The organism is Corynebacterium sp. HMSC074E01 (assembly GCF_001808885.1).
GTDB lineage: Bacteria > Actinomycetota > Actinomycetes > Mycobacteriales > Mycobacteriaceae > Corynebacterium.
The window spans coordinates 83592-106954 of the sequence record NZ_KV794845.1 but is presented as its reverse complement, the minus strand read 5'-3'; the positions used below and the strand labels follow the sequence as shown (position 1 = coordinate 106954).

16 protein-coding genes are annotated in these 23363 nt (G+C 63.5%); 7 read left to right on the top strand and 9 right to left on the bottom strand.

Annotated features, from left to right (window positions below):
- Positions 1 to 19: 19 nt before the first annotated feature.
- Positions 20 to 1180: a type I restriction-modification system subunit M gene (locus HMPREF2537_RS05370; protein ID WP_246820253.1), complete on the bottom strand. Its 1161-nt coding sequence runs from the start codon at positions 1178 to 1180 to the stop codon at positions 20 to 22.
- Positions 1181 to 1404: 224 nt separating this feature from the next.
- Here HMPREF2537_RS05370 and HMPREF2537_RS05365 point away from each other — a divergent pair, with 224 nt between their 5' ends.
- Genes HMPREF2537_RS05365 through HMPREF2537_RS05350 form a run of 4 tightly spaced genes read left to right on the top strand, consistent with a single transcriptional unit; the run spans position 1405 to position 3960 of the window.
- Complete coding sequence (locus HMPREF2537_RS05365; RefSeq protein WP_070526159.1) at positions 1405 to 2739, top strand: DUF445 domain-containing protein; 1335 nt, start codon at positions 1405 to 1407, stop codon at positions 2737 to 2739.
- 15 nt (positions 2740 to 2754) lie between these two features.
- The gene (locus HMPREF2537_RS05360; protein WP_070526157.1) at positions 2755 to 3207 is read left to right on the top strand and encodes a CGLAU_01105 family protein; all 453 of its coding nucleotides are present in this window, start codon (positions 2755 to 2757) and stop codon (positions 3205 to 3207) included.
- Positions 3208 to 3220: 13 nt separating this feature from the next.
- Positions 3221 to 3511: a DUF2516 family protein gene (locus tag HMPREF2537_RS05355; protein ID WP_070526155.1), complete on the top strand. Its 291-nt coding sequence runs from the start codon at positions 3221 to 3223 to the stop codon at positions 3509 to 3511.
- Positions 3511 to 3960, top strand: a complete 450-nt coding sequence (locus HMPREF2537_RS05350) for a deoxyribose-phosphate aldolase (RefSeq protein ID WP_070526153.1) — start codon at positions 3511 to 3513, stop codon at positions 3958 to 3960. Before HMPREF2537_RS05355 ends, HMPREF2537_RS05350 begins: the two co-directional genes overlap by 1 nt.
- Positions 3961 to 3984: 24 nt before the next feature.
- Here HMPREF2537_RS05350 and HMPREF2537_RS05345 read toward each other — a convergent pair whose 3' ends face one another.
- Genes HMPREF2537_RS05345 through HMPREF2537_RS05335 form a run of 3 tightly spaced genes read right to left on the bottom strand, consistent with a single transcriptional unit; the run spans position 3985 to position 6131 of the window.
- Positions 3985 to 4779 carry an LmeA family phospholipid-binding protein gene (locus HMPREF2537_RS05345; protein ID WP_070526151.1) on the bottom strand — a complete coding sequence of 265 codons (795 nt, stop codon included), beginning with the start codon at positions 4777 to 4779 and terminating at the stop codon, positions 3985 to 3987.
- Between the two features lie 23 nt (positions 4780 to 4802).
- Entirely contained in the window at positions 4803 to 5612 is an 810-nt protein-coding gene (locus HMPREF2537_RS05340) for a class I SAM-dependent methyltransferase (protein WP_070526149.1), read from the bottom strand.
- Positions 5613 to 5639: 27 nt separating this feature from the next.
- Positions 5640 to 6131 (bottom strand): DUF2505 domain-containing protein, encoded by a 492-nt coding sequence (locus HMPREF2537_RS05335; RefSeq protein WP_070526146.1) that lies wholly within the window; start codon positions 6129 to 6131, stop codon positions 5640 to 5642.
- A gap of 24 nt (positions 6132 to 6155) precedes the next feature.
- Between HMPREF2537_RS05335 and HMPREF2537_RS05330 the strand changes: the two genes are divergently transcribed.
- Positions 6156 to 7271 (top strand): UDP-N-acetylmuramate dehydrogenase, encoded by a 1116-nt coding sequence (locus tag HMPREF2537_RS05330; RefSeq protein ID WP_070526144.1) that lies wholly within the window; start codon positions 6156 to 6158, stop codon positions 7269 to 7271.
- A gap of 23 nt (positions 7272 to 7294) precedes the next feature.
- Here HMPREF2537_RS05330 and HMPREF2537_RS05325 read toward each other — a convergent pair whose 3' ends face one another.
- The gene (locus HMPREF2537_RS05325) at positions 7295 to 7771 is read right to left on the bottom strand and encodes an S-ribosylhomocysteine lyase (protein WP_070526142.1); all 477 of its coding nucleotides are present in this window, start codon (positions 7769 to 7771) and stop codon (positions 7295 to 7297) included.
- Positions 7772 to 7885: 114 nt separating this feature from the next.
- On the opposite strand from HMPREF2537_RS05325, the gene HMPREF2537_RS05320 reads away from it, so the two are divergent.
- The gene (locus HMPREF2537_RS05320) at positions 7886 to 9040 is read left to right on the top strand and encodes a YihY/virulence factor BrkB family protein (RefSeq protein WP_070526140.1); all 1155 of its coding nucleotides are present in this window, start codon (positions 7886 to 7888) and stop codon (positions 9038 to 9040) included.
- A 75-nt stretch (positions 9041 to 9115) separates the two neighbouring features.
- Here HMPREF2537_RS05320 and HMPREF2537_RS05315 read toward each other — a convergent pair whose 3' ends face one another.
- Both HMPREF2537_RS05315 and HMPREF2537_RS05310 read right to left on the bottom strand, forming a co-directional pair.
- A complete protein-coding gene (locus HMPREF2537_RS05315) occupies positions 9116 to 9319 on the bottom strand; it encodes a hypothetical protein (protein WP_070526139.1) in 204 nt (67 codons plus the stop codon).
- Positions 9320 to 9484: 165 nt separating this feature from the next.
- Positions 9485 to 18400: a type I polyketide synthase gene (locus HMPREF2537_RS05310; RefSeq protein WP_070526137.1), complete on the bottom strand. Its 8916-nt coding sequence runs from the start codon at positions 18398 to 18400 to the stop codon at positions 9485 to 9487.
- A gap of 368 nt (positions 18401 to 18768) precedes the next feature.
- Here HMPREF2537_RS05310 and HMPREF2537_RS05305 point away from each other — a divergent pair, with 368 nt between their 5' ends.
- Positions 18769 to 19695: a hypothetical protein gene (locus HMPREF2537_RS05305; protein WP_070526136.1), complete on the top strand. Its 927-nt coding sequence runs from the start codon at positions 18769 to 18771 to the stop codon at positions 19693 to 19695.
- Here the strand turns inward: HMPREF2537_RS05305 and HMPREF2537_RS05300 are convergent.
- The gene (locus HMPREF2537_RS05300) at positions 19692 to 21431 is read right to left on the bottom strand and encodes a long-chain-fatty-acid--CoA ligase (protein WP_070526134.1); all 1740 of its coding nucleotides are present in this window, start codon (positions 21429 to 21431) and stop codon (positions 19692 to 19694) included. The genes HMPREF2537_RS05305 and HMPREF2537_RS05300 overlap by 4 nt on opposite strands.
- 190 nt (positions 21432 to 21621) lie before the next feature.
- On the bottom strand, positions 21622 to 23334 hold the full coding sequence (locus tag HMPREF2537_RS05295; RefSeq protein ID WP_070526132.1) for a long-chain-fatty-acid--CoA ligase: 1713 nt from the start codon (positions 23332 to 23334) through the stop codon (positions 21622 to 21624).
- Positions 23335 to 23363 lie beyond the last annotated feature (29 nt).

The window sequence follows — 23363 nt, the reverse complement described above, 5'->3', positions numbered from 1 at the left end:
CGTGTCTACTTTCCGGGGGTCAGGCCCTGCTGTCCGGGCCGGATTCGGCATCACCCGTAAAAAGTGGGGAGCCGTTTGTAACAACAGCAGCCCGCCCGCCCTTCGTGGCTCCATCAGCCGGCGCAAGTTTGTGCGCGATGTGCATCAAAAACAGCATCTGTCCGTCACTGACAGCGGGTAGACCTTCAGCAAAACGGGGATCGCCCTGGTCTTGCAGTTTCTTAACGTCCTTTTGGAACGCCTTCCAGGATGTGCCGTAGGGAGGGTTCGCCATGATGTAGTCGAACGTGTCACCGGCGTATTGATCGTTAGTCAGTGAGTTACCGAACTTGAGCACCTCTGGGTCTTTAAAACCCTGCATGAGCAGGTCGGACTTGCCCATTGCGAAGGAAGCTTCCTTCAACTCCTGTCCGGCAATAACAACCTCAATGCCTGGGTTGATTGCACGAAGCGCGTCACGAGCAGCGATCAACATGCCGCATGTACCGGCAGTTGGGTCATAGACGGAACGGATAATGCCGTCTTCCTCTAACTCGGTGTCATCTGAGGTAAACAAGATGGAAGTCATCAGACGGATCGCATCGCGTGGGGTGTAGAACTCACCGGCATCTTTCGCTTTGCGGGCGAAGGAGCGGTACATCAGGTTCTCAAAGATGTCACCCATCGTCTGGTCCTGGAGCGCTTCATCAGACATGTCGATGGATGCGAAATGGTTAACCACATTCCACAGTTGATTATTGCGGTCGAGGAAATCGATGAGTTTGTCAAACTCGAACGCATCCCAAACCTCAAGAATGTTCGGGGAGAAGGTGTTGAGATATTGCTTCAATCCTGGCTTGAGAGCGTCATCTGACGTTGCCAAGCGCTCTAGTGACAGTTCAGATGTGTTCCAGAAGCGGAGTTTGAACAGGTTCTCGATCTTGAGGGCGACGATTGCGGGGTCTGTCCCCTTCGCGTTCTCACGGTGAACGAGGTCAAGTACGCCCTGTTTGGTGGATTCCAAGCGTCCTTCGAGTCGGCGGAGCACTGTGAACGGGATGATGTAATCACCGTAATTTTCCGCGGGGACGATAAGGCGTAGGTAGTCATCGGCAGTCTGCCAGATTGCAGCATTAAGGCTGTTGACCTTGGAGTTTTGTTTCGGCGTAATAGAATTGAGAATTTCTGAAGTACTAGACATAAAGCATTACCAATTCGTGTGAATTGTTCTATCTACTAATTCTTTGATTGTTTCACAGTTCGTTGTCCTCAGAACGCCATACCTGGTGTTTCCAGCATGCGGGTTAGGGCTTCAGGGCGAATTCGTTGCGAGTACTGATGCGGCGGCCGAGTGTGTCTCCTATGCGCACTAGTGTTAGAGAACGAAGCTTCACTTCGTCTTTGACACCCCAAGGAGAACCACCCATGACGCACCGCGCAGACGCAGGGCTTGAGCCGGCTCGGGAAACGTCGGCGTCGCAGACGTCGTTTGTGCCGCAGCCAGGAAACCAGGAGGCGCGCCGGGCGGACCTGCGCCGCTGGAAGGCGATTGCGCTGTCCTTCCTGATTGCTGCGGCGGTGATCTTTCTGGGGTGCTCGTGGTGGCAGGCGTCGGCAAGCGGGGCTCCCGTCTGGGTGGGCTACGTGCGCGCGGCAGCGGAGGCAGGAATGGTCGGTGGACTGGCGGACTGGTTCGCAGTGACCGCGCTGTTCCGCCGGCCCATGGGGCTGCCCATCCCGCACACCGCGCTCATCCCCAACAACAAGGACCGCGTGGGTGATGCGCTCAAGGACTTCGTTGAGGAGAACTTCCTCACCGCGGATGCACTCAGCGCCAAGGTGCGGGAGGCAGAGATACCGCTGTGGCTGGCGCGCCAGGGCGTGGAGCCTGGTCGGGCGGAGGAGGTCTCCGCGTGGATTGGTGAGCGCGCAGCCAGCGTGGTCGCGGACCTAGACCCGGCGGAGGCGGAGCAGTTCATCCGCACCCAGGTCATGGACCGTCTGGCAGAGCCGGAGTGGGGTCCGCCGCTGGGCCGTCTGCTGGAGGGCTATATCGCCGAAGGCAAGGCGCGGCCGCTGGAGGATGACCTGATTGACTGGGCACACGGCAAGATCCTCGGAATGGAATCCACCGTGGTCACCGCCATCGATGAGCGCATGCCCGGCTGGGCGCCGCGCTTTGCCCGCGAGATGGTGGGGGAGAAGGTCTACGCCGAGCTCGTGGAATTCGCCGATGAGGTCCGCCGCAACGGCAACCACGAAGCCCGCCTGGCCATTCGCCGCAACCTGTCGAAGCTGGCTTCGGACCTGCAGTGGGATGAGGACATGCGCGGGCGAATCGAGGGAATCAAGCAGGAGATGCTGGCCTCCGATCAGGCGCAGAAGGCCCCGGCGGCAATGTGGGCGACGGTCTCCTCCACGCTCATTGAACAGCTCACCGACCCGGAGTCCTTCTTGCGCCAGAAGATCACCGCCAAGGTGAAGGAATTGGCGCACCGTCTGCTAGAGGATTCGGAGTTCCTGACCCAGGCCAACGAGCTGGTGGATAAGGCCGCGCGCTACGCGGTGGAGAAGTTTGCACCGGAGATCATCGCGATTATTCCAGAGACCATTAAGCGCTGGGATGCCCAGGAGGCTTCCGAGAACATCGAGCTCATGGTGGGCAAGGACCTGCAGTTCATTCGCCTGAACGGCACGGTCGTGGGTGCACTGGCTGGGTTGGTTATCTACACTGTTAATCATCTGCTTTTTGGCGTCTAACAAGGAGTGACGACCATGTCCGTATTTGACTCAATCAAGAATGCCGGTTCCTCTGCTTTTGATGTGGCCAAGGATTTTGGTGGCCGTTTCAAGGAAGAGCGCCAGAACCAGGCCCAGAGTGCGCAGGCGGATCGCATTGCCCGCGCCGCCGATGCGGCGGGCATGGGTGATGGCACCGCGAAGGAAGAGTCCTTCTTCGACCGCGTGACCTCCACGGCGAAGAACCTGGGGGAGTCCGTGTCCTCCGCAGCGCGTGAGACCCGCAACTCGGAGTCTTTTGAGAAGGCCCGTGAGGATTTCAACACCGCCTTCACCGAGACCCGTGAGGGTGTGCAGGGCGCTATCAACAACGCCAAGGAGCAGCGCGCGGAGGGCAAGCATGCCCAGCAGCCGCAGAGCCCACGCAACCCTTATGCCCCGAAGCCGAATGATGATGTCATTGACGGCGAAGTAGTTGACGAGAACTAGTTAGTCTTTCTTGATGCACACTTTTTTAAACATTATTGCGTCGATACCGCACTACATCTTTATGGCGGTATCCCTCTTTGCCCTCATCGGTGCTGTCCTAGCGGCGATGACGCGGGAGGATGCTTTCCGCGCCGGTGACCGCCAGAACAAGTGGGTATGGGTGGGGCTGCTCTTTGGTTCCGCCCTGGTGATGAACCTGCCGCTGCCATTTGTTAGCTGGATTGGTGCCATCATCACCGGCGTGTACTGGTTCGATGTGCGCCCGCAGCTCAAGGCCATCATCAACGGCGATTATTCCTACTAATGCTGAATCTGCTTGAGGCCTCCGTGGAAGAGGTGCGAACCCAGTCGGCGGGGCAACAGCGAGTGTTGGTCTCCCCGCATCATGTGCTTGCCGCTGAGGGCGCCGAGCACGTCATTGCCGTTGCCGGTTATCCCACCGGGCGCCACCACTCGTTGGTGAAGGCGGCGGAGGCGCGGCTGGCAGTTCAGTCTGGTGCCGCGGAGGTGTGGGTCGCGGTGGATGCACTGCTAGGGGATGCCACCTCGCTCCTCTCAGAGCTCGTCACCCTCCGCGAGGCCTGCCCGCTGCCCGTGCGCTTGGGGCTCATTCTTCCTGAGCATTCGGCTCTGCCGTTGCCGGAGTATGTGCGTGCTGCCGAGCAGGCGGGCTATCAGTGCCTGGTGGATCCGGGGTCCGTCGTTTCAGACGACGAACCCTTGGATACGCAACTTGCCATAGAGAGCCTCTAACTCTCTGTTTTAGTTTTTCGGTTCTTAGTTGGCCGGTGCCTGTGCTGGTGCGGTGGCGGAATCGAGCTCGCTCATTGGAACGTCGTGGCCAATGAGGGTCAAGGTGAGCTCGCCAGCGCCGACGTCCACGGACTCAAAGGTCAGCTGCTGGCCTGCGAGCTGTTCCTCCATGCCTTCGGCCAAGGCATTCGAAATCGCGGAGGTAGCTTGCTCCGGCAGGTCGAAGCCGAAGAGCGATGCTTCCTTCGCATCGATGGCGAGCTTGCCATCGCGAGCCTCCGGCTTGAGCGAAAGCGTGGCCAGGCCGCCGGCAAACTCAACGTCGAGGTCATCCTCGGCATCGTTGGCGGTAATCGCGGTGACCACGAGGTTGCCCAAAGCGTCATAGCCAGACTGCTCAGCAATGGCCTTTTGGAAGCTGGCGAGCAGGAATTGATCCGGCACCGTCGTCGAGGCCCGCAGAGTGCCCGCGACTGGTTCCTGGGACAGCGTCATGTCTTCGACATGGATATCAGCGGCCGGCTGGCCGGTGATAGTGGTGCCCTCAATCTTCAGCGTGGACGGGGTCTTCATATCCATCTGCGGAATCTTGCCGTTGAGCAAGCCAAAGACCATGGGGCTGGCACCAAAGCTCACCTCCGGTTCCTCGGAGGTCTCCACGCCTTGTTCCTTGGCGGACTGGGTGAATTCGCTCTTCATTTGCGAGCCCAAGAACCAGCGTATGCCGAGCTCAGCTACCAAGATGATGAGCAGGAGCGTCACCAGTACGCCGATGAAAATTTTCCAGGCCGTTGAGGCGGGAGATTTAGAAGAAGCCATGACTACTAGTGTGGCGCACGGGTTTAAAGTTGGCCAACTACGAGGTCCCAATCCACTGTGAGCACGTTATCCCGCAGGCGGCGGTTCACCGGATGGATGGGCACTGATTGCCGGAGTTCTTCGCGCGCCATGCGCCAGCGCACTCGCGGGCCATAAGGAGACCAGCCGGCGGCACGGTCCCAGGCAGCGTCCGCTGCCTGCAAGAGCTCGTGGATCGGCTCGCCCGGCACGTTGCGGTGGATGAGGATCTTGGGCAGGCGCTCCGCGATATCGCTGGGGCGCGCAACGTCGAAGGGATCCCAGGCGAGGGTCAGCGTGCGCGGACCGGCGGCGCTGAGAAGCACCCAGGCCGCCCTGCGCCCCAGCTCGTCGCAGGTTCCCTCCACGAAGAAGCCGCCGGGTGCCAGGCGCGAGGTCACCGTCTCCCAGGCCTTCTCCACCTGGTCGACGTCGTACTGGCGCAGCACGTTGAAGGCCCGCACCAGCTGCGGGCGGTAGCCAGCGAGCTCAAAGCCGCCGAGCTCAAAGGTGACGCCATCGCGCGGCGGCAGCACGCGCTCGGGGGAAATCTCCAGACCCGTCACCCGAGTGTTCGGGTTAACGCTGCGCAGCCAGCCGGCCCACTCCACCGTGGTGGTGTGGGAAGCGCCGTAGCCGACGTCGAGAGCCAGCGGATCATCCGTGGAGCGCAGCAGCGAAGAGATCTCCGGGTGCGCCACCATCCAGCGATCGCAGCGGCGCAGGCGGTTGGGATTGGTGGTGCCGCGGGTAATAACGCCAAAAGGCCGACCAGCGCTTTCCTGAGCTTTCAGGTTATGCGCGTGATCGGCCATGGCAACAACTGTGGTGTAGGGAGTTGTTTAGAGGTTGTTGGAGATCCACTCTTCGGTGAGCTTGCCCTCGTTGGTGTAGAGCTCCTGCAGGGCCTCAGCGACCTTCGGCTCGATGGCAGCGCCCATCATCGGGATGTTGACGGAAACCTCGGTGACGTAATCCAGAACGGTGGTCTCATCCTGGGCCTTGTAGGTGATGTCACCCTTGAAGTCGACCGGGGTGCCCTTGACGTCAGCGGTGAAGGAGACGGAAATCTGATCGTCGACCAACTCGCCGATGGTCACGGTGCGCTTTTCCTTCAGGTCCTGGGAGACCATGGCGCGAACGGCCTCCGGAAGGAGGGAGGTCGGAAGAATTTCGTAGAGCACAGCGGTGTTGCCGGTGAACTCGTGCACGGTACCCGGTTCCGGGGACAGCTTGGCCACGATGAAGTCCCAGTACTCCTGAGTGGTCAGTGCCTTGTGCACCTTATCGATGGGCTGGTTGATGATAACGGTGTTTTCGCTACGGGTTGACATGAGTTACAGACTACCTTGGTAGACGTGCTAGATAAATTCCTGACCCTCGCTGACATTGACGGAGTCACTCTGGATTCCGAGACCACCTTCGCTGATCTCACGACGCTGCGCATCGGTGGCGCCCCGCTGGTGACGGTGCGCTGCGCCAGCGCTGAGGCCGCCATTGCTGCGTTGGCAGCGCTTGACGAGTCCTCGCAGGACTACCTCGTCGTCGGCGGCGGCTCCAACCTTGTGGTGGCGGAAGGCCAGCTGGATGTCGTGGTGGTCATCCTCGATTTTGAGGATATTGACGTCACCGTGGCCAACGGACTCGTGCGCGCTGATGCGGGCGCGGTGTGGGATGACGTGGTGGCCCTGACCGTGGACTGCGGCCTGGGCGGCATCGAGTGCCTTTCCGGGATCCCGGGCAATGCGGGTGCCGTGCCGGTACAGAACGTCGGCGCTTATGGCGCGGAGACCTCCGATGTCCTCACGCAGGTATATCTCTACGAGCGCGCCACCCGGACCGCACAGTGGGTACCGGCGGAAGAATTGGAGCTGGCCTACCGTTATTCCAACCTGAAGTTCACCGGGCGCGGCGTGGTGCTGGCTATTGAGCTCCAGCTGACCACCGACGGCCTGTCCAAGCCCTTGCGCTTTGGCCAGCTCACTCAGAACCCCGGTGAGCGCCGCCCCGTGGCCGACGTCCGCGAGGAAGTACTGAAGCTGCGCCGCGGCAAGGGCATGGTGCTTGACCCAGAAGACCACGACACCTGGTCTGCCGGCTCCTTCTTCACCAACCCCATCGTGGAGCCCGCGCTTGCAGATTCCATCCAGGAAGCAGTCCGCGCCGCCCGCGGCGACGAGGATGCGGACCGCATGCCCCGACATGCGGTGCCATCCACCGCATCTGGAGAAGAAAAGGAAAAGCTCTCCGCCGCGTGGCTCATCGAGCGAGCCGGCTTTGCCAAGGGCTACCCGGGTGAAGAATCGGGTGCGAAGGCAACGCTGTCCACCAAGCACACTCTGGCGCTGACCAACCGCGGTGAGGCCACTGCGGACGATATCGTTGCGCTGGCCCGCGACATCCGCGCCGGGGTTCAGAAGGCCTTCGGCGTGACTCTGGAGCCGGAGCCCATCTGGCTGGGCGTGAGCATTTAAGAAGAAGTGGAGTGGCTGAGCGGCTAGGCCATGACGTTAAGCCACTCATCCTTGGCCGCGAGGAAATCGCGTGCGGCCTCCTGTGCGCCCTCGAGTGAGTGGTGGGCGCCCCAGCCGCACTGCACCTCGTTGGCGGCGGGAACCTCGGTGGCGTTGAGGATGTCATTGAGCGCGCCCTCGACGGCACTGAGCAGCTCATCCTGCTCCATGCCGTTGGTGATGGCGTAGAAGCCGGTACGGCAGCCCATCGGGGCAAAACCAATGAGCTTGTCGGTGTAGTTACGCATGAAGTTGGCCATCATGTGCTCGACCGAGTGCAGGGCTTCGGTACCGAGGTGCTCTTTGTTGGGCTGGCAGAAGCGCAGGTCATACTTGATAATCTCGACCCCGCCGCCCAGGTCGGTGCGGTCGGCGACTCGGATATAGGGGGCGTCGACAAGCCGGTGATCGAGCTCGAAGGACTTTACGTTGATTTTGTTCTCGGTGTTCTTCTCAGTCATGCCTCCCCAGTGTAACCACGGCTTGGCCTGTGGCCTGAGTGTCCTTCCCCTGAATGCGGGCTGTGCCGCATACGCTGGTCAGATATGAGCGAAGAGGAGACCCGAGGCAACGCTATGCCGGCCGAGGAGCCGGAGACCATCGTGCCGTTTAAGGGCCCGACCGTCCTGGAGGTCCAGGGACACGATGATGAGCGCAACCCCCTCGCCAAAGGTAATCGCCTGCGCAAGGAGAGCTGGGGGCTGGTCATCCGCCGCACGTGGAATGACTTCTTCCACGATGCCTTCATGGACCGTGCCGCCGGGATGACCTACTTCACGCTCATGGCTTTTGCGCCCACGGTGCTGGCTGCCTATTCCATCGCCACGCTTATCTTCTCCTCCCGCCAAGCGGAAGTGGAGCAGCTGACTTCTGAGTTCATTGAGCAGTACGTCCCCGGTTCGCTTTCTGAGCAAGCCCATACGGTCGTCGGCACGATTATCGGCTCCAGCGCGCAGGGCACGTTGGCACTGATCATCTCGCTGGCTATTTCGCTGTTTTCAGCGTCGGCATATGTGCGGGCCTTCTCGCGGACAGCCAATACCGTGTACGGCCGGGTGGAGGGTCGTGGCATCATCCGCACGTGGGCGCTGATGTGGGGGCTGACAGCAGTCATTGTGGTCGGCGCGGTGATCGTGCTCTTTGCCAACTTGCTGCGTGATGCAGTTCTTAATGAGGGGCTGATTCCGCTTGCACGCACTGTAGGACTGGAGGATGCTGCCACGTACTTGGTGCGAATCTTCCTCCCGGTGTGGAACTGGCTGCGCTTCCCAGTCACTGTGGTTGTGGTGCTCACGCTCATCGCGGTGCTTTATCACTTCAGCCCCAACGTGCGGCCCGGGCGCTTTAGATGGATTACCTATGGCTCCGTGGTGGCGCTCGTAGGCACGGTCGCGTCGTGGGGCTTGGTAGGCCTCTACCTGAAGTACCTCGCTGCGGCCACTGCCTATGGTGCATTGAGTACCGTCATGGCGGTCTTCGTGGCCACGTGGTTGATGAACACGGTGCTCATCGTCGGCATCAAGATTGATGCCGAGGTGCTGCGCGCTAAGGAGCTGCAGCTGGGATTGCACTCCGAGCGTTTCATCCAAGCTCCGCCGCGTTCCGATAGCTCCTCTCAAGCCCAGGCCCGCGCCCAGGAGAGCTTGGAGCAGAGGGCGCGTGAGATTTCAGATAACGCGCGGCAGGCGCAGGATGAGCTTCCAGAGGAAGCAATGGAAGAACGCGCCTAGTTGACAAAACCTTGCCCTCGCGTTGCATGGATCGGCGCTAAGTTTGGCAGATAGGGCAGTTGTGAAGCTGGGCGGTTACTGCGCAGATTCTTCAGCTACCCGGCGGTGGCTAGAAGCTTTGTCTTGCCTGCTTTTATTGAGGAGTGCTGAGACTAGGAACCCAAACCCCATCACCGTTGTGGCCCTGGTTGACCACTCGTAATCAGCGAAGAGCCAACCGGCAAGGGAAATCACGCTGAGCACGCCGACCGCTGTCATGAGGAATTTTTCAATATCCATGCTTCGTCCTCTGGTTCGTGGAAGTCTCGCAATTAAGTAAACGGTGCCTTATGCGAAAAACTATCACGAGGCGAAGGGTGCAGGCAGAAAAGAAGCCGAGGAGGCCCGCTTCTGAGCGGACGTCCTCGGCTTGTTCTTAGGGCTTGTTGTTAGGGGATCTGCGCCTTAGGCGGAGGGGTAGGTGCCGTCCTCGGTGAGGCGCGCGGAGTCGTCGAGAAGCATGGCAATCTCGGCGGCCTTGGCGTCGCGTGCCGGGAGGCGGCGGCCCTCGATGACCTCGAAGAGCGGGGCGCGGCCCAGCATGCCGGCCTCGAAGTGGGCGCGGCCAGCGCGCAGGCGTTGCTCGGCGCGCTCACGCCATTGCGTGGCGGCGTCCGCCCCGCGCTGCTGGGACACTGCCTGTTCGAACACACCGGGGTGGGCGTAGACGATGAGCGCGCTGACGTGGCCGAAGCCGAGCGAGGTCAGTGCGGCGGCCTTCACGCTGTGGCCCGCCGCAGCGAGGTCCAGCGGGGAGCGCAGCCACACCAGGTTCGGCGCCTTCGGTGCGATGAGCGGGTCGACGCAGTCCAGGGACACGTTCGCCGGGATGCGGTGCGTGCGGAAGACGTCGATGATGCCGCCGGTTTGGAAGAGCGCGGCACCCGCCTTGGAGTGCCCGGTGAGCGTCTTCTGGGAGATGACGAACATCGGCTGATCCTCATCGCGGCCAATCGCCGGCCACAGCAGGGAGTGCAGCTCCGACTCGTTGGGGTCGTTGGCGTTGGTGGAGGTGTCGTGCTTGGACAGGACACTGACGTCGTTGGGTGTGAGGCCCAGACCGCGCAGCGAGCGCGCCAGGCGGGAGTTCTCCCGGCCGCGGCCAGCACCCAGCGCACCCAGGCCAGGGGCCGGGATGGAGGTGTGGGCGCCGTCGCCATAGGAGGCAGCGTGGGCGACCACCGCGAGTACCGGCAATCCTAAGTCGGCTGCTAGTGAGGCGCGAACTAGCAGGACCGTGCCGCCGCCCTCGCCTTCGAGGAAGCCGCCGCGGCGGCGGTCGTTGGCGCGGGAGATGAAGCGATCATCGATTCCCTTGGCGGTCATCTTCGCGGTCTCCGCGGTGGCGTTCATATCGCCGAAGCCCTGGAGGGATTCCACCTGGACATCGTCGATACCGCCGGCCACGACCACATCGGCCTTGCCCAGGGCAATCTTGTCCACGGCCTCCTCAATCGAGACCGCCGCGGTAGCGCAGGCACCGATGGGGTGAATCATGGAACCATAGCCGCCCACGAGGGACTGCATGGTGTGCGCCGCGATGACGTTCGGCAGGGCCTCCTGCAGGATGTCGGACGGGCGCTCCTCACCGAGGAAGCGCGTGACGAAGACCTTGTGCAGGGACTCCATGCCGCCGATACCGGTGCCCTGCGTGGTGGCCACCTGGCCCGGGTGGATGGAGCGCAGCAGCTCCGCCGGGGAGAAGCCGGCCTGGGTGAAGGCATCCACCGCGCTGACCAGGTTCCACACCGCCATGCGATCCAAGGAATCGAGCATGTGCTCCGGGATGCCCCACTTGGCGGCGTCGAAGTCATCCGGCATCTGGGCAGCGACGGTGCGGGTCAGCGTAGCCTTGCGCGGCACCTTGACGGTGGCACCCTGGCGGCGGGTGACCTGCCATTCGCCGTCCACCTCGACGATGCTGACGAACTCCGGATCTGCTTCTTGGATATCGCGGGCGGTGACCTCCGAATCGACGGTGAAGGTGACGTCGCGGTCCAGGAAGACGGTGGTCAGGTCGATGGAGCCGCGGTCGGTGAGGTGATACTTATCCGTCAGCGTGCGCACACCGGAGCGTGCGACGACCTCATCGCGGAAGCGCTCGAAGATGTCCTCCTCAGCGATCTCCTCATCGCTCTCCACGACGAACCAGCCCGGGTGCGGGTCCTCGCGCCATTCCACCAGCCCGGTCATCCACGCCAGCTCCAGCACACCGGCGGCGGTCAGTTCCGCGGAACCATCGCGCTGCAGACCAAACTCGGCCTCGAAGCGCGTGCGGCCAGAGCCCCACGAGGAGACCTCGCCGATGCCGGCGATGACCACCATGTCCTCCAGATCCGTGGTGACCTGGCCAACTTCTTCCTCCAGGCCCGGCTGAACCGCCTGCACCTGGTTGGGCAGCGCGGTGATGGTCGCGGGGGCGTCCTGTTCCTCGTGCGGAACGACGTCAGTCGGCTCCACATCGGCAGCAAGCTCGGTGAGGGAGAAGCCCTCCAAGCCGCCGGTGAGGTCCTTCTCCACCGGTGCGTGGGCTGCCTGCTCGCGCGAGTCGGCGCTGGCCAGGTCCATGAGCTCGGAAGAGATTTCCTCCGGGCTCCACACCTTGATGCCGGCCTTCTCGGCGGCGGGCACCAGCCCGTCGTTGCCGCCCATGAGGTGCGTGCCGGCGACCCAGCCGATCTTGGCCTGCGCCAGGGTGACCTCCTGCGGCCAGCCGGCCTCGACCTTCCACTTGTTGAGGATGGCATCGAGGGCGGCCTTGACCTCGCCGTAGGCGCCGTCGCCACCGAAGGTGCCGCGGTTGGGCGAGCCCGGCAGGACAACGTGGCAGCGCTTGTCCACGTCCTCCTGGCTCAGCCTTGCCAGCCCCGCGATGGTGCGCTCGACGGACCACAGCAGCAGGCGGGCCTGCGTCTCGGTGGTGCCGGAGGCATCCGCCAGCGAGCCGGACACGCTCGGCGCGGCGAAGGGGAAGGCCAGCGTCGGGGTCAGCGCTGGCTTGAGGATCTTGACCTCGTTGCCCACCGACTCGCGCTGCTCGGAGCCGATCCAGTCGATGAGCGCGTCAATATCGCGGAAGCTCGACAGGTTCGCCGGGACCAGCCACAGGGCGGAACCGGCAGCGCCGTGCTCGGCGTAGAGCGTGCGCGCGAATTCCTTGCGGGCCTGGCTGACGCGGGAGGCGGTCATGATGACGGTCGCGCCACCCTCCAGCAGGCGCTCCACCAGCGCGGTGGCGATGGAACCGGGGGCAGCGCCCGTGACCAGGGCGACCTCACCGGCGAACGCGCCGGGCGTGGTGTCCACGGCGGCCTTGGCGATGTCCTCGCGCTTCCACCAGCGGGCCTGACGCGCCAGGTCCTCGCCGGCACCGCGGAAGCTGTCCACCGTGTACTCGGCCTGGCCCAGTGCCAGGCGGGCGAGGCGCTCGCGGGCGATGGCCCAGGAGTCGTCGAAAAGCACGGCCTTGTTGGCATCGAAGGAAGGCGTGACGGACTTGAGCCAGCCGGAGCCGAGCTCTGCCTCGACGGCATCGATGACGGTGGTATCAGGGGCTTCGATGAGCTCCGGCTCGGAGTCCAGGCCGAGCTGGGAGAGAACCTGGCGGGCGGCCGTAGCCAGCACGCCGTTCTCACCGGTGACGGTCTCGGCGAAGGCATTGAGCGCAGCGGAGTCCACCATGGCACCGCCACCTGCACCACCGGCGGCCGCGCCCTTGGATACGGACGCACCGTGGGTAGCGGCGACGGCCTGGACAGCGGCGTCGATCAGCTCGTGCGCCGCGGACTTGGAGGTTGCACTCGCCGGTACGGTGCTCAGCGAGCCGCCGCGCACCGAGTCCTCCTCGCGGGAGCCGAGCAGGATCTCCGCCTCGACGTGGGCAACCCAGGACTCGGGAAGTCCCCAGGTACCGGTGACATAGTCCGCCACGGCGGTGGGCTTGAGGCCCGCAGCGCCGAAGAGCTGGCGCAGGCGCGCGCCGACGGCCTCACCCAGTACCGGGCCGAAAGCGGAGTAGCCCGGGGCGGCGGTGGCGACCTTCTCGCGCAGCGTGGCCACGTCGGCATCGGCGGCGCCATCGATGGCGGGCACGCCGATTTCCGCGGACATGTCCATGAGCAGCTGGTTGCGGCGCGAGGATACGCCGTTGGTCAGCTCCTCCACGGTGTCGGAGTCCGTGATCTGGTCCACGCGGATCTTGTTCTGGAAGGCGAAGAGCACCATGATGGCCTCTGCTGCGTCGAAGCGCAGCTCGGGGGCGTCGCTGGAGGCAGCTGCGGCGGTAGGTGCGGCAGCCGGCGCGGCGGCAGCCGGAGCCTCGGTAGCCTCGGTTGGTGCGTCATTGGCCTGCGGTGCCTCTTCGGCCTCGGATTCCGCAGCGGGTTCGGCGGCGGGGGCTTCGGAGACGTCGGCAAGCATGACCTGCTCCTGGTCGCGCTCCACGTTGAGCACGCGGATGGTGCCTTCCGGGATGCCGGCGACGGCCAGCGAGCGGGAAGCCAGGTTGGTCAGCGTCGGGGAAGAAGCCAAGCCGACCTCGATGATCTGCTCGACCTTTCCGAAGAGGAGCTCCTGGGTCTCAATCCAGCGCACCGGCGAAGCGAACTGCCAGGACAGCAGCTCGATGAGCAGCAGGCGGGCGAGCTCGTGCTCGGAGAGATCCTCCACCTTCAGCCCGTCCAGCTTGCCGGAGGGCGCCAGCGGGGCCACGGCATCGACGAAGTCTTGGGTGAGCTCGAAGGGGCGGGCTACCAGGTTCGGGATATAGCGGCCTACCAGGGCATCCAGGTCCAGCTCCTGAGGCAGCAGCTCATCGAGCTTCTCAGCGAAGGCCGGAACGCCCTCGCGCAGCACGCGGGAGTGGAAAGGAACATCGATGCCCGGGACCATGACGGCCGCGCGCGGGGCGATGGCATTGGCCTTGTCCACCAGGGCCTTGAGCCCCTTCTTGGTGCCCGCGACGGAGTACTGCTGGCCGCGGATGTTGTAGTTAACAATCTCCAGGAACTCGCCGGTGCTTTCTGAGACCTCAGCCACCCAGGCGTCGACGTTGTCGCCGTCGATGCCGGCCATGTTCGGGCGCAGCGCCGCCATGGCGTATTCGGAGTTGCCCTCCGCATCGCGCGGAACCAGGCTGCCCATGGCGGAGCCGCGGGAGTAGACGATGTCGATGACACCCTCGAGGTCAAAGATATTCGCCAACGAGGCCAGTGCCGTGTACTCGCCCAGGGAGTGGCCGGCGAAGTAGGAGGTCGGGGCCAAGGCGTCCTCAGCGCGCAGGCGCTCGGTCTGAGCATAGGCCACCACGGCCAGGGCCACCTGCGTGAACTGGGTCAGGTGCAGCACGCCCTGCGGGTGGCGGAAGGTGGTGCCGCGAACGGTGAGTTCCGTCGGGTTCTCATCGATGATCTTCTGGATACTAAAGCCCAGGTTCTCGCGGGTATGCGCATCGGCATGGCGCCACGCCTCGCGCGCTGCCGGGGAGGCCTGGCGGTCGCCCTTGCCCATACCTTCGGCCTGGATGCCCTGGCCGGGGTAGACATAAGCCGTGGTCGGCGCGGCAAGCAGGGCCTGGCCGCGGGAGACCACCTCGCCGTCGATGCGGCAGGTGACCTCGAGGGCCTGGTGGATGCCCTTGCGGCCGACGCGCTCGACGGTGACCTCGATGTCATCGCCCAGCTGCACCATGCCGTACATGGAGTAGGTCCAGCCCACCACGCGGCCGTGGCGTCCGGCCACCTGCTGTGCAGCGGCCGAGAGCCACATGCCGTGCACCAGCGGTGCCTGCAGGTTGACCAGCTGGGCCGCGTTATAGGAGGTGTGAATCGGGTTATAGTCGCCGGAGACCAGCGCGAAGGGAGTCATGTCCTGCGGGGCGGTGACGGTGGCGCGGTCGACGAAGGAGCGCGGGGTCGGCACCACCTTGGTGGCGGACTTGCCGCCGCCCCACTCCGGTGCCTGGCTCGGCGCGGCGGTGCCGGTGGCGCGGCCGCGGATGGCAAAGCGGTGCATCTGCGTGGCCACGACATCACCGGAAGCGTGGTCCTTGAGCTCGAGCTCCACCGTGACGATGCGCCCGGAGACGGATTCCTCGATGGCGGTGCAGGAGGAGGTGACGTCGATCTGGCGGCCGTCGGCAAGCTGCTCCAGCGGCACGCGCACGTCGATGACGTGGTCCAGGTGCACCGCGTTGAGCAGACCTTCGATGACGGGGTAGCCATCCTCGAGACGTCCGGAGCCGAGCGCGGCGTAGATGGCCGGCCAGCACGGGCCGACCAGAACGTCAGGGGTGCCGGCCTTCTCGGCTGCAGTATCGCCGCAGGTCACCGCGCTGTGTGCGGAGAGCAGCGAAGCAGGGAAGTGGAAGGAGTAGCCGGACTCGACGGTGGGCATCTTCGTGATTTCATCGCCCTGCTCCGCCGTGGAGCCGACACCAGCAAGGCCCTCCAGGAGGGTGAAGACGGAGTTCGGCAGGCGCTCCTCGGAGACCACCGGGGAGCCACCCGTGGCCACATCCTCCGGCAGGTCCACCGGGACGGTGACCTCGCGGACGTAGAAGGGGCGCTGCTCCTCCGGCAGATCATCCCAGTAGGAGTCCGCCGTGATGACGATCTCCCAGTTGCCCTCGGCATCCTGGCGCAGGTCGAAGGCGTTCTCATCCATCTCATAAGCCGGGTTGGCCATGAGGTGGCCGTGCCACAACAGGGTAGGAGAAGTACGCAGGAACGCGGCCTCATCGGCGGCGGAATTCAGGCGGGAGAAGGCCTTCTGTGGGGTCGAGCCCTGTTCCAGCAGCGCATCCGTGGTGGCCTGTTCGAAGCGGGCAAGCAGGTCCGCCACCGGCTCGTTCTTCTTGGTAATGCCGGCCACGGCCACGGGGCCGGGGATGATGCGCACCTGGTCGGCGGTATAGCGCTCATCCTGGGCCTGCCAGAGGGTGTCCTTGCCAAACCAGCTCTTGAGATCACCATCGATGGCGGGCACCCACGGCATGGGCTTGACGTGCTTGTAGTGCAGGGAAATCCACCAGGCAGCATCGCGCGCGGAGACCTCGGTGTTGCGCGCGGCGGGGTACTCAGCCAGCAGCTTAGCCACAGCCCGCGGTGCATCGTGGACGTCCTCAACGCTGGTGAAGAGAGTTTCAATCTGGCCATGATCAGCCGGGTTGAGGCGGGCCTCGACGCGGTGCAGGAGATCCAGGAAGCGGTCATCCCAGCTGGGATCCACGAACGGGTGGGCCAGCTCCACGAAGCGCTCCAGCCACTCCGCGTAGGTCATGGACTCCACATCGCCGAAGTAAGGCTTGCAGGTCTTGGCCAGCGCGTCGATGATCTCCTGGCGGTGGGCCGGGTATTCCTCGATGCTCAGGGAAGTAATCAGGCGAGAAGCCGCGGCGAAGGAATTATCGAGGTCGTGGATATCCGCCAGCAGGTGCGACTGCGAGGATGCTACGCCGTTCGCACCGGTGCCGCGACCTACCCAGCCGTCGTTCTGCTCTGGGCTGATACCGGTGGTGTTGACCAGCAGGTCCTTCACCGAATCGGTGGCCTTGGCTTCCTTGGTGGCCATGGCGACGGTGCCGAGGAAGACGGCGTCGACAGGCATGGCCGGCATAGCGTGCTTCTTCGCCCACTCACCGGTGAGGTAGGAGGTGGCGCGATCCGGGGAGGCGATGCCGCCGCCGACTGCCAGGTAGACGTTGGGGTGCTGGCGGATTTCGGCGTAGGTATCCAGCAGCATGTCATCCAGGTTGACCCAGGAGTGGTGGCCGCCGGCGTGGCCGTCCTCGACCTGCATGATGATGCGGTCCTCCGGGTAGGCCGTGGCGATGGCCAGCACATCCCGGATCTGCTTTGCGGTGCCGGGCTTGAAGGAGATGAAGGGGAAACCGTCGGCGTGGAGGCGGTCCAGCAGCTCGCCGGCCTCCTCTACCTCCGGGATACCGGCGGAGATGCACACGCCGTTGAAAGCCGCACCGGCCGCGCGGGCCTTGGGCACGATGCGCGCCTGGCCGAAGTGCAGGTTCCACAGGAAGCGGTCAAAGAACATGGTGTTGAACTGCGCCGTGCGGCCGGGGCGCAGGTGCTGCTCCATTGTGGCCAGGTGGGCGCGGAAGACCTCATCGGAGTACATGCCGCCGCCGGCCATCTCCGTCCAGTGCCCGGCGTTCGCCGCCGCGGCGACGATCTCACCATCAGCGGAGGTCGGCGTCATGCCGCCCAGCATGATGGGGGATAGACCCGTGAGATCGGAGAAGCGGGTCTGGGTATAGGTGCGGCCATTGGGAAGCTCGATGGTGCGCGGGGCGAAGTCGGCGTAGTTCAGGGCCTTGGGCAGTTCAGTGCCCGGCGTCGCCAGTGCATCGAGCTCCTGCGGGGTGGCGGCCGAGACCACTGTGACTCCCGTGCCTTCCACCACGCGGCGGGTGAGGTTGGTCAGCGCACGGTCGAGAACAATGAGGTGCTCCGAGTTGAGCGCGGCCAGCGTGGCCGGCCAATCATGTTCGTTGACCAGGATGGCTTCGGCCTGCGCGCGGGCCTCATCCACGTCGAGTTCGCATTTCTGAGCCAGCGCCACGGTGCGCTCGGCGGCCGGCGCTAGCACCGGGTTGTGGAAAGGAAGAGCCACGGGCAGCTCGTCAAAGCGCGGGCTGAGCTCATCGCCGCCGACGGTACGCTTCTCCAGCTCGGCGTTGAAGCTCTTGACGGCCTCCTCGATGGCGGTGCGGGTGGCAGCCAGGTCCTCCGGGCTGCCGGACAGCGCAAAGTGACGGCGGCCGTTGACCACAGCGATGGCGGCGGTGCCGTGCAGGTACTCGGTGACGAAGCTGCGCTCCAGGCCGCGAATGGACAGCATCTGGGAGCGCGGATCGGCGCCGTTGACAGCACTCGCGGCGGTGCCCATCAGGATGGCTAGGGCCAGGGCTTCTGCCGGCTTGTCGACGGCCATCGCCCCCAAACTTCCCTGCGAATGCCCAGCGCGCTCGTCGATGTCGACGCTGAGATCGCGCAGCTGCTCGATAGCGGCAATCTGGCCCAGGACGATGCCCGGGATGGATACCGCCGGCAGGGCGTCGAGGGACGTGGACTCGGTGGAACCAGCAATGAGCTGCTCGAGGCGCTCGAGCGCGCCGGGGCACGCGGAGGCGATGGTGCGTGCGGCGGGGCCGGTGAGGCTGCGTGCCTGGGCGAGGGTCTCGCGCAGGGTGTCAGCAGTGGCGGCAGACTGCGCGGCGGTGGTGATGAAACCCTGCCAATCGGAGCCTTGTCCGGCGAAAAGTACGGCCGGGCGGGGCATGGAATGCAGCATAGTAACAGGCATCTTTCCTCTTTTGAGCTGATGGGGAACGGTTTTATGAAGAGCTGCGGGCAGAATTAGTTAGCCCTACAGAACAATCATGATGTGCCACCGTAGTCGAAGCTTTCGCGCAAAGCGGCCTCCCGCGCGGAAAATGTGAGGTTTTTCTCACGTTTGGGCGCGGGTGCACTCTTTAGGGTCCAGCCGCGCGAAATTGCGCAACCTTTTGTATTCTTGGCCTCACTGCAACGGCTCGGGGAGGAGCAGGGGTGGCTCAGCATCGGCTCGCGCAGCAGGAAAAAGAAAAATAAGGGGGGACTATGTCTCAATCAGCAACTAAGAAAACAACCAAGACACCGGCTCGGATTAGCAAAAGCCGAGTTATCAAAACCATGACCAAGCTGGCCGGAAAGCTGGAGGAAGATTCCTCCACCGGCTTGCCCACCATCAAAATCGCCGGCGGATTCTTAAGCGTCGACGTCAACGAGGAGATGGGCGGCCTCTGCGTGCTCGGGTATTGGGGTGGCGCGGTGTGCTTCGACCCAGACCGGCAGCCTTTGCGCATGGAGGTCAACGATCTCAACGGCGGCGGGATCTCCGGCAACCTCGTGGCCGAGTCCTGTGGAAGCTCCGCTATGCATACCCACCTGCGGATCTTCGCACCGCCTTATCTGCCGTCGACGGCCACGAATGCTCAGCTCAAAAGCATTATTGCGGGCTATGCGGCAGAAATGTCGGCGGTCTTCGCGCGCCTGGATGAGCAGTTTCCGGAGCATCCCTCGAAGCCGCGCAAAGGGGCCGGGATCAAGCCGGTCTCTCCCCACTATTTCAGTGAAGCTTATGGTGTTTCAGTAGTGGGGATGTGGCGGGTCCACGAGCGAGCTACGCGCCTGGCGATGATCGGCACGCCCGTTCACGTGGTGGACCACCGGAATGGGGCCGTGAGCATCCTTATCAATGAACACGCGATCACTATTGAAACCGCTCGTGATGGCTCCGGGGACATTGAGCTCAGCCTCGTCACGCCCTCCGGCCGCTGTGCCTGCGACCTTGATGCGCTCGTGCGCTGGGCCGAGTTTATGAATGACAATCAGTATGTTTACTCCGCGCGCATCGAGGCGGTGAACCTCGATGGCGCCGATGAGCAGGACCTGGTCCTGGTGGCCACGGCCCGCATTCCCACGAAGTGGGGCTACACCGATGATCAGCTGGATTGGCAACTCAGCACATTGGTGAGCCAGCTTGTCGGTGCTGGTGAAGCGTTCTACCGAACCTTCAACCCCACGCGCGTGATGCGCTATATCGACCGCGCGGCTTAGGTGGAAGCTTCTTTGCCGAGCAGTTTCAGCAGGTCCTTCTGCACTTCGCGGCGGCGGACCTTGCCCAGCTGGTCAGAGGCTAGGTGCTCGAAGTGGTAGAAGGTGCGCGGCACCTTGTAGCGGGTCAGGCGCTCGCGGCAGTAATCCTTGAGGCCCTCCGGATCGAGCACCGCGCCATCCTCCAGGATGATGCAGGCCACGACATCCTCGGAACCGTCCGCGCGCGGGCGGCCGACGATGGCCACGTTGGTGACATCCGGGTGCTGGCGGATTACGTCTTCCACCTCGGCTGGGTACACATTGAAGCCGCCGGTAATGATCATCTCCTTGATGCGGGAGACGATCTTGATGAAGCCATCGGACTCCATGAGTGCCATGTCACCCGTGCGGTACCAGCCATTGTGGAAGGCATTCTCCGTGGCTTCTGGCATGTTGAAATAGCCCTTGAATACTTGCGGTCCGCGCACGAGGAGCTCGCCCGCGGTGCCATCCGGCTGGGTCTCGCTGAGGTTGTCTGGGTTGCCGATGCGCACCTCGGTATCCGGGAAGGGGATGCCGATATAACCGGGGCGGCGGTTCTTGTTGAGCGGGTTCGCGGCCACGATCGGCGAGGTTTCCGTGAGCCCGTAGCCTTCCACGAGCAGGCCGCCGGTGGCCGTTTCCCATTCCTCAACGATGTCTGCCGGTAGTGCTGCTGCACCTGAGAGGCTGTTCCCGATGCCGTGGAGATCGATGTTCTGTTCCTTGGCTGCCTCCATCACCTTGGAGTAAATCGTGGGCACGCCCGGCATCCAGGTGGGCAGGCGCTTCTTCATGATGTCGAGGAGCAGCGGAATCTTCGGTGCGGGGGTGAGGACCAGCTCGCCGCCAATGTGTACGCCGAGGGCGGCGATGAGGGTGAGTCCATAGACGTGGAAGAGGGGGAGGGCGGCGAGCATACGCTCGGGCTTCTTGCCCAATTCAGGAACCCATGCCTCCGCCATCTTCATGTTGCAATACAGATTGGAGTGGGTCAGCTCCGCGCCCTTGGGCCTGCCGGTGGTTCCGGAGGTGTAAAGGATTAGCGCGGTATCTTCGCGGCTGACCTTGGCATCTTCCAGCTTCTGGCCCTGCCCGCCGATGGCGCGCCCAGTGAGCACGTTCCACGGAACGGTGTTGGGGGCGGGAACTGAAAGCTCGGCCCGCTTGTCCTTGATGATGGGAAGCGGCAAGCGAAGCAGTAGCTGCTTGGGGCGCGGCATGGCCTCAATCATGTTGACCGTGACGATCGTTTCGAGCGGCGTGGAATCACGCAACTCCTCGAAGACCGGGCTCGCCTTATCCCAGACCACGGCAACGCGGGCGGCGTGATCCTGGAAGAGGGGCTCGAGCTCAGCCGCGGTGTAGAGCGGGTTATGCTCCACGACGGTCGCCCCCAACTTTAAGATGGCGTAGAAGACCGCCACGTGCTGGGGGCAGTTGGGCAGCGCCACGGCGACGCGATCGCCGGGACGGATGCCGAAGGCCTTGAGACCCGCCGCGGCGGCGCGCACGTGGGTATCGAGTTCGCGGTAGGTCATCTGGTGGCCGAAGAACCACGTTGCTGGCCTTTCGCCGTACTCCTCCACGGTTTCTCGGTAGGAGTCCAAGAGCGTTTCGGTGCCGTAATCCAGATTGGGTTTAGTCCACTCAGGGTAATACTGGAGCCAGGCTTTCGTCTCAAAGGCGGAGGGGGCCTGGGCAGGGGATCCGGTCATCTTCGCGAACTCCTTAGGTGGTCAAACTTGTTATGTGGGGAACAGTATAACCAATCTGTGACAGAAGTCTCGAAAATCTTAGCAAAGTTGCTTAAAGTAACGAAATCTTTTCGACATAAATCAATAACCCCGGCGATGTGCGTCTATCACGCAGGGATCGCTCCGGGGTTATGGAGTGCTATCTCTCTGCTTACTTCTCCGCGTTCAGGCGCTCGAGCAGATCCGCCTGTACTTCGCGGCGACGAATCTTGCCCAGCTGGTCGGTGGCCAGCTTCTCAAAGTGGTAGAAGGTGCGCGGCACCTTGTAGCGGGTCAGGCGCTCGCGGCAGTAGTCCTTGAGGCCCTCGGGGTCGAGCGCGGCGCCGTCGTTCAGCACGATGCAGGCCACGACGTCCTCGGAGCCGTCCGAACGCGGGCGGCCCACAACGGCGGCCTCCGCGACGTCTGGGTGGTCCAGCAATGTTTCCTCAACCTCGCCCGGGTAGACGTTGAAGCCGCCGGTGATGATGATTTCCTTGATGCGGCTGACCAGACGGATGAAACCGTCCTCTTCCATCACGCCCATATCACCCGTACGGAACCAGCCATTGTGGAAGGCCTTCTTAGTGGCTTCCTCATCGCCGAAGTAACCCTTGAAAACCTGTGGGCCGCGGGCGAGAACTTCGCCCTCCTGGCCATCGGGCATGGTTTCATCCAGGTTATCCGGGTTAGCGATGCGAATCTCCGTGTCCGGGAAAGGGAATCCCACGTAGCCGGGGCGGCGATCATCGTTCATGGGGTTGCCCACGATAATCGGCGAGCACTCCGTAAGGCCATAGCCCTCCACGAGCATGCCGCCGGTGTACTTCTCCCACTTCTCCACGGTATTGACTGGCAGGGTGGACGCGCCGGAGAAAGCCGCGCGCACGCCGTCGAGGGAGACGTCGTTTTCTTCCGCCTTCGCCACGATGCGCTCGTACAGAGTTGGCACGCCCGGCACCCAGGTCGGGGTGTGCTTCTTCATCAGGTCCATGATGAGCGGCATCTGCGGGCTCGGAAGCAGAACCAGCTCGCTGGCGATGAGCGGAGCCAAGAGGGCATTCATGGTCAGGCCGTAGGCGTGGAAGAAGGGGAGTGCGGCGAGCATGCGCTCAGGGGAATCGCCCAGGCCCGGTACCCAGTGCTTGCCCATCAAGATATTGGAGAAGAGGTTGCCGTGGGTCAGCTCCGCGCCCTTGGGGCTGCCGGTGGTGCCGGAGGTGTACAGGATGAGCGCGGTGGTGTCCTTGGTGACTTCCTCCGGGGTGATGACATCGGAACCATCGCCACCGATCGCGTTGCCCACGAGGGATTCCCACGGCACCGTATTCGGAGCTGGGGCGGTGAGCTGATCGCGCTTGGACTTCAACGGCGGAATAGGCAGGCGCAGGGCCAGGCGCTGCGGAGTCGGCATCGCGTTGATCATGTTGATGGAGACGACGGTCTCCAGGGAGGTCGTCGGGCGCAGCTTCTCCAACGTGGAGGCCGTCTTATCCCACGCGATGGCGATTCGCGCGCCGTGGTTCTTAAACAGACCCTCCAGCTCGTGAGCGGTGTAGAGCGGGTTGTGCAGCACCGCGATGGCGCCCAGCTTAAGTACGGCCCAGAAAGCAGAGATGAACTGCGGGCAGTTGGGGGCGACGATGGCAACGCGGTCTCCCGGGCGCACGCCGAAGGCGCGCAGACCGGCGGCTGCGCGGCGGACCTGCTTGTCCAGCTCGGCGTAGGTCTGCGTGCGACCGAAAAAGTAGGTTGCCGGCTTGTCGGGGTGGAGCGCGAGGTTGTTGTCGTAAACGTCGAGAAGCGTGGTGTCCCCGTACTCCAAGCTATGCGGGGTCCACTCCGGGTAGTACTGGAGCCACGCCTTGGACTCGTATGCCGACATCGATTCACCTTTCGGTCGCGTAGGTTGAG